This is a genomic window from Halorubrum salinarum, assembly GCF_013267195.1.
GTDB classification, from domain to species: domain Archaea; phylum Halobacteriota; class Halobacteria; order Halobacteriales; family Haloferacaceae; genus Halorubrum; species Halorubrum salinarum.
Genome location: NZ_CP053941.1, coordinates 765002 through 777817 on the forward strand (window position 1 = coordinate 765002; position 12816 = coordinate 777817).

At 50.6% G+C, this 12816-nt stretch carries 4 protein-coding genes and 6 pseudogenes; 6 read left to right on the top strand and 4 right to left on the bottom strand.

Translation table 11 applies throughout. The features are described from left to right. Positions 1-245: 245 nt before the first annotated feature. From HPS36_RS03945 to HPS36_RS03960, 3 genes and pseudogenes are all read left to right on the top strand, one after another. Positions 246-1074 (top strand): annotated as a pseudogene (locus HPS36_RS03945) (IS1595 family transposase); the annotation flags it as partial. 457 nt (positions 1075-1531) lie between these two features. Beyond that, entirely contained in the window at positions 1532-2944 is a 1413-nt protein-coding gene (locus HPS36_RS03955; RefSeq protein ID WP_173228590.1) for a sulfatase, read from the top strand. Positions 2945-3172: 228 nt separating this feature from the next. Further along, a pseudogene (locus tag HPS36_RS03960) lies at positions 3173-3773 on the top strand (transposase); the annotation flags it as partial. A gap of 183 nt (positions 3774-3956) precedes the next feature. Here the strand turns inward: HPS36_RS03960 and HPS36_RS03965 are convergent. The 3 genes and pseudogenes from HPS36_RS03965 to HPS36_RS03975 form a co-directional block, all read right to left on the bottom strand. Further along, the gene (locus HPS36_RS03965; RefSeq protein WP_173228591.1) at positions 3957-5366 is read right to left on the bottom strand and encodes a glycosyltransferase family protein; all 1410 of its coding nucleotides are present in this window, start codon (positions 5364-5366) and stop codon (positions 3957-3959) included. 216 nt (positions 5367-5582) lie between these two features. After that, positions 5583-6735, bottom strand: a pseudogene (locus HPS36_RS03970) (ISH3 family transposase). After that, positions 6690-7328, bottom strand: a complete 639-nt coding sequence (locus HPS36_RS03975) for an IS6 family transposase (RefSeq protein ID WP_173228592.1) — start codon at positions 7326-7328, stop codon at positions 6690-6692. Before HPS36_RS03975 ends, HPS36_RS03970 begins: the two are co-directional and overlap by 46 nt. 362 nt (positions 7329-7690) lie before the next feature. Between HPS36_RS03975 and HPS36_RS03980 the strand changes: the two genes are divergently transcribed. Together HPS36_RS03980 and HPS36_RS03985 are read left to right on the top strand one after the other, a co-directional pair. Continuing rightward, a complete protein-coding gene (locus tag HPS36_RS03980; protein ID WP_173228593.1) occupies positions 7691-9496 on the top strand; it encodes an ABC transporter ATP-binding protein in 1806 nt (601 codons plus the stop codon). Positions 9497-9774: 278 nt separating this feature from the next. Then, a pseudogene (locus HPS36_RS03985) lies at positions 9775-10777 on the top strand (IS110 family transposase). Positions 10778-10977: 200 nt separating this feature from the next. Here HPS36_RS03985 and HPS36_RS03990 read toward each other — a convergent pair. Continuing rightward, a pseudogene (locus tag HPS36_RS03990) lies at positions 10978-11838 on the bottom strand (IS1595 family transposase); the annotation flags it as partial. Positions 11839-11914: 76 nt separating this feature from the next. Between HPS36_RS03990 and HPS36_RS03995 the strand changes: the two are divergent. Then, positions 11915-12722: pseudogene (locus tag HPS36_RS03995) on the top strand (IS5/IS1182 family transposase). Positions 12723-12816: the final 94 nt, after the last annotated feature.

Genomic DNA, 12816 nt, shown 5'->3' on the forward strand with positions numbered 1-12816 from the left:
TGCGATAGGGAATACTAAATCTTATCATAGCACACTGAGGCGAGTACCCATGGACAAAAATGTTATTTCGAATTCAAGAACCGAACTCAAACCGCTCCTTTTACACTCTATAGTACCATATCTGCTGAATGTGGAAATATTAGTGTTCGCTTAGGTCTTAGTGAACTGACTGAGACAGCACCCTGAGAATTACAGCATCCCGTCGTAAGCCAGTTGTTATACACAATCGGACAGCCTTCGGCGGGATGCTACAGGATATTGTGGAGCTCATCTCAATAGGGTTGCGTCCAGAGCTGCTCAATGCGGAGATCAAGCGGTGTCTCAAAACAGTCTGGGAAGAACGCGCTTGTCCACACTGCGGCGTAGATAGCCTCCATGCCCTCAACGGCTCCGACCGTATCTAGTGTGGCCGCTGTGGCTGAAAACCACGTACAGACGAGAGAAGCGCTTCTACGATTTGGAACTCACCCCGGTGAGTTCCTCATCGCTTTCACGTTTTACGCTGACACACAGCTCTACACTACTCAAATTTTTGGTCTCCTCTTACCGTGTTACACGACGCTTCACGACCATCTCAAAGAGTTTGAAACTGCGTTCAGTCGGGGATTTTTGACTGTCTGGGAACTCATTTCTCAGACAGTAAATGGGCCAACAAAGGTCGATCAAACACAGCAGGTGTGTTCGGGCTTCAGAAGCCAATACCCGCCGGGGGAGAGACTCGACCGTGGCGGGTCGCTCTAAGGCGGCCGTACCCGCTGGACAGGAGATCAAGGAGACGAACTGACTCTAGTCGCGGCCTGCCGTGACGTGCTTCGCGTGGTGTCAGCCTGAGAGGGAAGCGATTATGAGGAGGATCTCGCGCCGGTGATTGCGGAGGCAGGCGACTTCTCCCAGCCGTTAGAAGAGGTCTGGAGCGACAGACTACCAGCCGACCGGGGTATGGAGTACGATCACCGGTATTTCGTCCACGACGACAGATACGCTTCCGATGAGGGTGTCCACACGAACCAAGTAGAGTGTCTCTGGTCACTACTCCAGCCGTGGTTGGCGAAGTTCTGCGGCCTGTCCAAGCAGTAGTGACAGTCGAAAGTATTGAAGAACTGGCTGTGAGCGGGAGAATATTGTCATCATCACCCGATTGTGACACGGCGTGTCTTCGAAGTAGTCGTTTGTATGTGGTCCCTACAAGACGATGTTTTAGAGCCTCTAGTGGGTGAGTAGAGATCTTATCAGCTAGGTTGAATCCCATCCGAAAGATCTACTAAAACGGTATCTAGTATGTTTAAACGACCTATTCTAGATTTTAATCTCATTACTTAACACAGATCTATCCTTTCAATCCCTGAGACGACCACCAGGGCTTGGAACAGGCCGCTCGTACCTACGGCTTCCTCCGATCACTGAATCTTACTGGGGCACCGATCCATGGTCTCGTGGATTGTATCGCAGTCAACGTATTCCGCTAGTTCCGTCAGTTTGCCGAAGGGCGCTTCGGATAGATTTTTATTCAAGTGTGTCATTCATGTCTATAATGACGAATCTTGTATTGTTGACAATCGATTGCTTCCGCTATGACCGCTGTGGATTCAATGGCCATAACCGGCCGACTACACCGACGTTGGATTCTCTCGCCGCTGAATCGATTGTATTCGATCACGCGTATGCTACAGGCCCGTACACAACGGAATCGTTCCCCGGGATTATCGCCGGCCAGCACTCATTTAATGGAGCATATTATGGGGCCGATTACGCATGGAAGGCACTAGAGCCGGATTCGGAAACGATCGCTACTTTCCTTCAGGCTCGTGGCTACGAAACCGTTGCGACGCTATCAAACCCGCATTTGACGAGGAGTCGGAATTTCAACCGTGGGTTCGATTCATTTCGAAACCTCCGGACCACTGGTGATGACCGCGCAGATCCTGACGACGAGGACAACGGCGGTTGGGGACTTGGGGCAACCCTTCCGAATATTCGCGGCCTGATGGAGTCTCACTCCTCACTCGTCAACCCATACATCATTCCATATCTTGGGTACCGATACTACCAATTACAGACAGAGTGGCCATCGATCAATGCGCGGTCCGTATTAGACGCCTTCGTGGATAACCTTCGAGACACCGACGCACCGTTTTTCGGCTGGACCCATCTCATGGACCTACACGCTCCACTCCATCCCAACACTGTACAACAAGGGGGCCTAGCTGCCAACGATACGTTCCTCCGTCAATCACTTTTTGATGCGGCCCGGATATTCGAACTCCACGAGCCCCGGTACGACACCATGTATGATAGCGCCCTCCGATATGTCGATGACCTGATTGGCGAGTTCATTTCGTTCCTGAAAGACGCCGATATCTGGGATGAAACTGCCCTGATTATTACTGGAGACCACGGTGAAGTACTGTTTGACCGGGCTGGAATCTACGGCCATCCACGCCACCATCTCTTCGACGAATCACTCCGCGTCCCCCTACTGATACGGCTCCCAGCCGCATCCCACGATAGAATCGATTCCGTATTCTCCCTCGCTTGGATCCACGAACTCATTTCAGAGATTGTCGGAGCGGAGCCAGGTACGTTCCCAGCGCAGAGTGAAGTGGAGTGGTTGTCGGGGCAGGAGCCAAGTGAGCCTCCCGTGGTGACTTCAGATGCACTTGACGGAGCCGGCCACTCAGTGGCAATACGAGATGCCGACACGAAGACAATCCACCACCGCGCGGCCGACGGGGTCGCTGATGTCGACCACGACTATCTCGATCAGCCCGTCCAGTTTGCCTACCGGTCCGACCCGGGCGAACGAGTTCCATCACAGGACGTTGGCACTGATTTCCGCGATCTTGCTGAGACGCGCCTCAGGTCCCCAAACGAATTACCATCTATTGGCGAGGGAATCTCCACAGAAACATCGAAACAATTACAGGATCTTGGATATCAAATGTAATGACTTTCCAAGATACTATGTGAATAGGAGCGCCATCCCCATTGTTTGTCTAACGGATCCGCAAGTAACACATGATCCATACTCAGGCGCCGTAGAGATCGCGTTAAGTTTGACTTGAATTGTGGTAGACGGCGAAGTTCCCTGTTTTGCCGCTGATTGACTGGAGTCTCAGACGCTTTCATAAGAAGATTCCGTCAAGCTACCCGGAAATGGACACAGTCTGGCAATATGGCATCGCTCAGACGGCTCGCTCGAATGTGTCGTGATCTTGCTAAACAGCACGATGACACTCTGGACGTACCAGCCGCGCCGGACAGCGCGAACGGGTACGCCAAGTGGGTACAGATCGCGTTGATTCTGTACCGCGTCGAACTCGAAGAGAATCTCTGTGAGACCGTAGACTACCTCAACGAGATGCCCGACATCCTCGCCGTGTTTGATCTCGACGACGCACCGCACTACAGCTCGTTTTGTCGGTGGGAAACGAGTACCGAATGCGTGAACTCCGCCGCCTGTTCCGCCGAAGTGCGGAGCAGGCGGGCTGGAGTGGTGAAGCTACAATTGACGTAAGCGGCTTTCAACGCGATCAAACCAGCTCTACCGCGACCGCGCAAATTCCTCATTCCAGTCGATGAAGGCGACAATCTTGATCGACGTGAATTCGCTAGCGATCAAGGTCGTTCATTTTACGACACGAAACGCGTGGGACGACCACATCGGGATACAGGTCTTCCGCCAGAACGCGGAAGACCTGCGTGTGTTGTCTGCTGACGCGAACTACTCGTGGGGCGAGTTCCGTGAGAAGTGTCGCACCAACTCAACGCGACCCACCTTCAGCAGGCAAACGTTCTAACTAAGCGGCTTTGTTAAGTGCTGACTATAGACCAGCTTTATCAGATTGGGACCAAAGAAAAGCCAATAACTGAATTAACCACTGGCGACCGGTAATTGTGGATATTATTTTACTATACAATACATAATGAATAATCACTATTATTAGTAATCTTCAAATTCATAACTTGTCCTCTAAAAATACACGTATTCTCTTGTTGGCACCTTCTGGTTGAAAGAACAGTTGAGAACTGAATTTATTTTGTGATTCCATTATTCTTTTTTTATATTTCTTATTACCCCTTAGATTATCTATTATTTCCTTCAGAGCCGTCGGCCCTGAAGCAGTCAACATTCCATAGTCCCCCCAATCAGTTTTTGATAGAGACGGGAACAATTGAATTACCGGTGTACTGAATGCTGTTGATTCCATCAATGCTGTTGATGTGGTTCCTATTACAAGATCCGATTCGGCTATTAGATCGTATATGTCCCGTTCCTTAGCGATAGTGCTCTTAGGTATATCATACTTTTCGAGTAAATCCTTATACTGATTAATGTTCTCTCTGGGATGAAGCTTACAAATTGTATTTACATTATCTAGCTCCGAAATCACTTGAAAGAAGAGTTCTAGAGATCTATAGCCATAATTATTCTCAATTAAAGGTGTTGAAATATAAAGTATCTTGTAGTTTCTTGTTTGAGAATTACCCACTTTCTGACCCCTATTTTTTAACATGTATTCCAGCTTTGGGTTCCCAAGGATTTCTGTTGATAAGTTGTCGTATTTATAATACCTCTCAATTGTGTCTTCAAAATATTTTCCCCAAAGTATCGCTGTATCCGCGCCATGAAAATGGGGTTTTGTATGTCCCTTACCCAGCGCACCATGTTGAATTATAATACTTTCAATAGATTCTTTATTGTTATTATTATACTCTTTGATTGCAGGAATATATCCAGGATGAGTGTGATAATGTTTCGCCAGTATAACACTTGGTTGTGTATATGTTAAGAGTGTCCTGAATATTTTACTATCGGTAAAATACTTTTTAAAAAATATCTCGGTCTCTCTCATTTGTTCTTTATTCAGGTTAAATTCCTGACCAAATCTCTGTATCTGTAGATGAAAATCATCATAATTATTTTTAGCATTTTTAATTATTTGCCTCGTTATTATGTCATCTTCTAATATAAAGTCCACGTCTGGATAGTCTGATTTGTAAATACTATTTCCTAAGTTTTCTTTCCTTGTAAATATCGCAGTATTTATTTTATTATCAAAATTGTTGATTATACCAGTAAAAAATGGCTGATCGCCTTCACGTGTATTGGTGAGAGTTAGGAGTAGATCAATTTTCTCATATTCAATGTTACTCGATCTTACGCCAATACTTTTAATATATTGATAATCCTGGTAATAATGTCTTAGAAATTGTCGTACTACTTTATTTTTAAAACTGGATTCGGTATAGCTAACATCATTCCAAACATATGATTTTAATAAGCTAATGTTATTAGAAAGGGGACCAGAATATTTCGACTCGCAATACTCACGAAGGTAGTCAAAATCTATCTTTTCGATGTTCATTTTATTTACCTATGCTCACCATAATTATAAATCTACCTGAGTTTCAGTACCTCAGAAATCAGCGTCAGCTAACCCGACCCGAGCTAGCTATTCCGCCGTGGTGAGTCGTCGATAGCAGTTGAACAACGCTGAATGATGATGGGCTGTCGCTTTCGGCAGAGCTCAGTTGCCGACGCGACAGAGTTGCCGCTTGTAAAACGCTTGCTTGGTCGGAGACTATCGGTGGAACCGGTCGTCTGGTGGGCGATTCGCGGGGATGGCCCGACGCACCGCGAAGGCCGTCCACGCAGCCCGTCGAACCATATTCAAGAACTCTTTGTATAGCCACCATCAGGGGCGACGCCCGTCACGGCAGGGCGTCGCCACATATTCGTAGTGGAGATACCGCCAGACGTTCTGTAACAGCAGACTCACCACGACGTACAGCAGTCTCACTGTCGCATCTCGTGTCGTTGTCGTCGCTATCACTTGCTCGGACAAGCGATGGCTTGACTCAATACCGAACTGTTTCGCGTAGTGGTATCGAGCGTCGCGTGGTGTCTCGGTGAACGGCGCGTCAGCGGCGTAGCCGTGGAGCGCCACACCGTGGTCGTCATACCATCCGTTCATATACGTACAGTTGACGTAGACAGGAAACTCGACGGTCACAGCTAGACCGTCAAGTTTCTCTGTCAGATCATGCTAAATGACACGACTCCACCCTTCCGAGAGCTCTTGCTGAATCGTCTTCCCCCACCAGATGATCGGGATTACGTACGCGTAGTTATGGGCTTGAACCAGCGTGAGGCACTTGCTGTCGTAGAATCCGCGATCAAGATCGACGGCCTTGACACCGAGGTCAAGGCCGTCGAGGACACCGAAGAACTCAGCGAGGACGCTGCCGGCGGTGTCGCCGTCTTCGAGACGGTGTACCGCCAGCGTGTAGCGTTTGTTCTTCACACGCGCACAGAGTGTGGCGTAGGCGCAGAATGCGGTGGTTCCACGCTTGGCTTCCGCATGACAGAAGTTCACCGTGTCGTCTTCATCATCTTAGTAAGGCCCCAGGAAGATGTCCGCGCAGACCTCCACCTGCTCAAGAAGCAGTTCGACGCTATCTCGTCGAAGAAGCGTGTTAGTGACTCGATCGAGCCGTTACGGCTCAAACTTCGTCCGGAGATGGTAGAGGATCGTGTTGGCAGCGAGGTTGTTCTGACTCGACGCACAGAGCGTAGGGACAAAGGTCCTCAGTAGTGATTTTAGCATTATTGGCTAAAGAAAGTGGAACTTCCTGGTCGAGGCTGTTAACGAGAAACTTAATTAGCTGGTCCTCGTAAACCGGTCGCGTTAAGTTTGGCGTGAATTGTGGTAGACGGCGAAGGCTTCGAGCCAGTTTTGAGCTGTCTCTAACGCGACATTGCTGAAACTATTCGCAAACGATGATGTTCGGCGTTCTATTTCCCAAAAGACACGTTCGATAGCATTCCGATTTCCATGTTGAATGACTTGAAATCGATAGCCGTCTTCAGCGAGAACTGATCCGAGATAGTCTGCGTCATCGACGAGAAATTTCACGCTATCGAGCTGATAGCGGCGGTGGAGCTCGGTGAGAAACCATTGCGTCGTCTGTTTATTTGCGGTCGGATAGAGACTCACGTGAAGGATCTCGTTCGTCTGCGGATCAACCGCGCCGTACAGCCAGAACTTCTGTCCGTGGCGGCGGATCATCTTTTCGTTAACCGCGAGTTGATCCTCTGAGACGGTCGAGATCGGCTGTAAATCGGCTTTATGAACCCAATTATGGATCGCAACATGACTCCGCTTGATCCCAAATAGTTCAAGATGTTTACTTACCTCACGTAGTGACATACCGACCAAGTGACAGCGAATCCCTATTTCAATCGCCCAGCGTGGAGTTCGATCTCGCTCCACAAACGACAAGTCGATCCACGCGATACGTCCACTGAGGCGGTCGAATTCTGTCATAAACACTCAGAACTCGTCCGCCTCATCCTCTGACTTAACGCGTCGCGTAAATCATACCGTCTGCTTACTTGTTGGAGTGTACATTCTCAGCAAGCGGACGTTCCTTTTTCGACTGAATTATGAGCGACTGTAAGAAGCTGATCCTTCCAAGGAATTAGCGGTCAATTATGCTAAGTGTGCTAACTATTTTTATTCCACTCTGTAGCGGGAAGTTAAGATTCCAACCGTATAGCAAGCGAAGTTCTTCACGGTGTCCTAACTTACTCTGCCCACTGGCGGCTGAACGCTACAATCGAAACCAAGGTCGGAGCCCTTTTATGAACAGTGAGGTATATACATAGATATAGGCCAATCACATAAATATGTCTGAATCTGAGCAATCCGATGTTTCACGCAAAGAAAAAATTGATGCGCTACTTGATGTCGCGCGTTTCAATCCGAAGTTCACGAGTCTAATTATCGGCTTGGGACTCGTTTCGGCGATACTGGAGAGTGTTGGGCTGAGCTTTATTCTCCCGGTTATCGAGATTGTACAGTTGGATGATCCAGTCGCCGAAGCAGACGGGTTGCTAGCTGTCTTCGTGGCCGTGTATCAGATGCTCGGGATCCCATTCACGCTCGGGTTCGTTATTGCCGGTGTCGCGGGCGTGATGACGCTCCGGTACACGTCCAGTTTCGTTGTAGCGTGGCTCCGTGCTGCACTCCGAACATATTATGTACGAGATTTACAAATGCGAGCCTTCAGAAATGTACTAGATGCTCGGGTTAAATATTTCGACAAGGAAGGTTCAGATGACATGCTCAACGCAATCGTCACCCAAACTAACTTCGCTGGCAGATCAATAATGCGTGCTGTACAGCTCTCGCAGACATTCTTTATATCCGCTGCGTATCTATTCATTGCGGTTGTGATCGCGCCGTGGCTCACTTTGTTTGCGCTTGTCGTACTTGGTGGCTTGACTGTTTTCCTGCGGTTTGTCGTTGAACCTGGGTATGAAATCGGCGATCGGGTTGCTGAAGCAAACGAACGGCGGCAAGAAGCGGCACAGGCCGGAGCCCAGGGAATCAGGGACATCCGAATCTTTGGATTGACTGAGGAATTATACGAGGACTTCACTGACGCAATCGATCAGTACACTCGCTCCCGTATCACGCTCCGGCGCAATGAGGCCGCGATCAATAATTTTTACCAACTTGGCGTTGCTGTGTCTGTGTTCGTGCTGATTTACTTGGCACTGACCTTTGCCGACCTCTCAATTGGTGCTCTCGGGCTGTTCCTGTTCGCGATGTTCCGCCTTGGTCCAAGGATAAGTAATCTCAACCAGAAATTTTATAACTTGGAGAATGATTTGCCACATCTGGTTCGAACACAAAGATTCATCGAGGAACTTGAAGGGCAGGAAGAGCCAAATGATCCTGTACATGAGGTCCCACCCGAGATCACAGATATCGAGTTCGATGATGTCTGGTTCTCCTACGACGAACAAGAACCGGTCTTGGAAGGCGTCGACTTTGAGGTCAAGAAGGGCGAGTACATTGCATTCGTCGGTCATTCTGGAGCAGGCAAATCAACCATCGTGTCCTTATTAGCGCGCCTGTATCGATTTGAGAACGGCGACATCCGAGCGAACGGCATACCGATCGACAAGATGGACATCACCGAGTGGCGTGACAGGCTGTCGGTCGTACGCCAAAGTCCGTTTATATTCAACGACACCCTCCGGTACAACCTTACGGTTGGGAACCGGGAAGTAACAAAAAAAGAGTTGGATCGTGTTAGTGAGATCGCTCAAGTTGACGAGTTCTTCGACGAACTCCCTGACGGATACGACACAATGCTGGGTGACGACGGTGTTCGGCTCTCTGGCGGCCAGAAACAGCGCGTTGCCCTGGCACGGGCCTTGTTAGAGGATGCGGATTTATTGATTCTTGATGAAGCGACGAGCGATCTCGATTCGAATCTCGAACAGGAAGTCCAAGCCGCGATAGAACAGATGGATCAAGACTACGCAATGATCACCATTGCCCATCGCCTCTCGACCGTCCAGAATGCGGACCGAATATACACAATGGAAGATGGAGAAGTGACCGAAGTCGGGACACACACAGAGTTGATGGACAACGGCGGACCGTATGAAAAGCTGTATAAGATTCAATCTGGCGGGTAAACCGTTGATTGCCCGGGATATGGCGCGGAGATTTTGTGACTTAGCTTGATAATATACGCCCTTGATAGGATGAAAGCCTGCTAAGTCCCCAGCGCATGGAGTAAGAATGGGGTGGTAAAGGCCGATGCTACACAGGCGTCTTCGAACGCGTGCTCTTGATTGGTCTACGTGCCAAGGAAGCCACACATGGGACGCCGCCCGTCTGTCTGTCCGACAGACGGGCGGCAAGCCCGAATAGGTGTGTCTCTACTCCATGCACTCCCACTCCAGAGGTCACCATGTACTACCTCGGAATCGACCTTCACAAGGACGAATCACACGTCGCTGTTCTGGACAACGATGCCGAGGTTGTCGAAGAGATTCGCGTCACAAACGCGAATCTCGACGAAGTTGCCGAAGAATACGCCGGAGCCAAAGCGGTGACCGAAGCAACCAGCAACTACTACACGGTCTACGACACCCTCAACGAACACCTCGACGTGGTTGTCGCAGATCCGAGCCAAACCAAGGCGATCGGCTATGCTGAGGTGAAAAACGACCGGCTCGACGCGAAGTTGCTCGCGCAACTTCGCCGAGCCGGTATGATCGCTGAGAGTTATGTCCCGTCCGAAGAGCTCCGACAGCGCCGCACACTTGTGCGCGGCCGGAAGCGATTAGTTGAGAAACGTACGGACTTCAAAAACGAAGTCCACGCTCTCCTCGACAAACACGGGATCACCTACGACTGGGATCCGTTCAGCGTGAACGGGCGAGAAATCCTCGCCGGCGAGGATTTCTCGCTCGGTGTGGTCGGCGATCAGCTGATAGAGTCGTTCCTCTCGATCATCGACGGGTTAACCGCTCAAATCGAGGAACTCGAAACGCTGATCGAGGAAACCGCTGCGTCTCTCGAGGAGACGCAGCTGTTGATGACGATTCCGGGCGTGAGTTTCTACTCGCCGCTGCTAATCACCTCAGAGATCGGTGAGATCGACCGGTTCGACGAGGCGAAGCAGGTCGTGAGTTACGCGGGATTGGACCCGGTCGTCCGCGAGTCTGGTGACTCGCGGACGGAAGGGTCAATCTCGAAGCGCGGAGGTGGAGACTTACACTGGATCCTCGTGTGTTCAAACAGCAGTTCACCGGTGTAACGATCCATATATTGGACGGTTCTACGCTCGATTGAAACAACGGAAGAACCACCAGATAGCGATCGTCGCAACGGCGCGAAAGCTGCTCGTGTCGATCTTACATATGCTGGAGCGTGAGGAGGTGTACGATCCACCAGAGGTGAGTGCCTAAGAGCCGTCGAGCCGGCGGCCCTCATCGGCCGGTCGCAGCGGATGTGAGCCACAGCTAGCGCGTTCACGTTCTGACCGCCTGCCGGTTGGTTCCTGAGCTATCACCGTGCCTGCTTGTAGTTTTCTCTCGTGACCAAGCTCGGCATCGATCCCGGGGAAAAATATAGTATCGCAGACGTGGTTTGTTGTGCTAGCAGGCTTTCATAGGTGTGTAGCACATTGTTGATTCCAGAGAATAACTCTGACAGTGTGTTTGAGCGCTTCTCTTCCGGGTTTGCGGTAGAGTTCTCGTCTGAGTTGGAACGCGCGGAAATACTGTGTGAGACGATCTTTTGAGATGCCTTAATACGGCGAGAGCCACACGTCGCTGGCGCGACGGTGGCTCTCGCCCGTGTTCACGTGAGCCGTATCATCGGCGTACTTACCGTCTCCGTGAACGACGTATTCGCGGTCGAATGTTCCGTCTTCTACAAGTGGATCGTACGCGCAAAATCCACCGGTATAGCAGATGAGAGGCTCTTGCTTGCGGTTAGCCAGCAGGAGCCGAGTCGTCGATTCATCTGCGGATTTCGCTGGCACGATGTATCGGTGCTCGGTGCCACGATCTACGAGAACGAACACGGGTGGTTTGTCTTGGTCATACGTTCCGTGTCCGCGTGGAGAGAGGCCGCGAGAGCGCGACCATCGGTCGCGCCTACAACCTTTGAGAGCAGTAGAGACGTAGAAATCGTCAATTCGACCGGGCCAACGAGATCGAGTGACGGCGCGTCGAGCGCTTCGGTGAAGCGCTCGACACGCCTATGAATCGTTTTGTGGTGACTTCGATTTCGCACTGTAACTACCTAAAGCTCGTATTAAACCGGAGAAGGGCGTAGACCGAAAACAGCCACTTGCGGAGCGCGATCTTCGAATGAGCGAAGATTGTGCCAGTTTTAGGTTAAATGTGCGGCCGCAATCCTTACACAGGTACCGCTAAAATTGTCCATAGCTGCCGTTTCTGACTGTTCGGTCAGAACGGCAGCGGGGACAAGTCACACCGTCACGCCAGCGAACCTGTTGTAGCTGCTATGTTGAATAGCGATCGTATCTACGGATACCACCGGTTTAGAACGGTGAAGCCGAAGATATCGAACCTGCCATGGAAATCGACATCCTCAATTTCATCGAACAGCGTCGTCACCTAGCTAAACAAGCGTTGGGAAAGCACGCGGGCGAGCCCGCCAACAGCGGGTTCGCCCGCTGGATTCATATCGTCCTCCACTGTTTTCGAGTCGAAGACGGCCACGGCTACCACGAAACGCCGAATCGGCTGAAGTTCGTGACACTCACGGGTTAGATTGGTACGATCTCCGCGATCACACCACGCTCTACAGGTCGTTTGATCGGCTGAAAATATGGGTGTAGCGGGCGCTGCTGCGCGGAAACGCCCAGCAGCACCCGCACGGTCACGCTGCGCTCGACAGCACATTCTTCGATCGGTGACGCGCGTCCTCCTACTTCCGCCAGCGAGCAGGACGGACATTACAGACGCTAAAAGTGACAATATTAACTTATATGGAATCGCGGACTGTTCTCGACGCTCACATCGCAGTGCGGTGGAAGCACGATACGAAAATGGGACGCAGGTCGTCCGCCGAAACGCGGACGACCTGTAGTCCGTCGCCGTCGACAACGTCTTCCAAGACTGGCACACCGAGTACGAAATCGTCGCACATGACGTTGAATATCTCGTTCATTATCTTGACTCGTCAGACAACGCAGCCGCAAACAACGCGCTCAACGGAGCAAACGGCTACTCTCGGCGGTGGATGGCCGAAACATCGTACTTGACAGCATAGCGCTCGCTCGGCGATACCGTGCGAGCGCTGGGCTGGTATCGGCAGTTCCGTGAAATCGTCTTGATGTTCGCCATCAAAAACACAGAACCGCTGTATGAACCGCTGTAACCGTGTCTTAACATCTATTCAACACAGCAGGTGTAGCAGGTCCGTTGCGACCGGCTCCGACCCAAACACATCCAGCGGAATCATTCGTGTCGGA

Excerpts from the sequence above, each read along its gene's own strand:
- HPS36_RS03955 (WP_173228590.1), top strand. The coding sequence starts at position 1,532 with ATGACGAATCTTGTATTGTTGACAATCGATTGCTTCCGCTATGACCGC.
- HPS36_RS03965 (WP_173228591.1), bottom strand. The coding sequence starts at position 5,366 with ATGAACATCGAAAAGATAGATTTTGACTACCTTCGTGAGTATTGCGAG.
- HPS36_RS03975 (WP_173228592.1), bottom strand. The coding sequence starts at position 7,328 with ATGACAGAATTCGACCGCCTCAGTGGACGTATCGCGTGGATCGACTTG.
- HPS36_RS03980 (WP_173228593.1), top strand. The coding sequence starts at position 7,691 with ATGTCTGAATCTGAGCAATCCGATGTTTCACGCAAAGAAAAAATTGAT.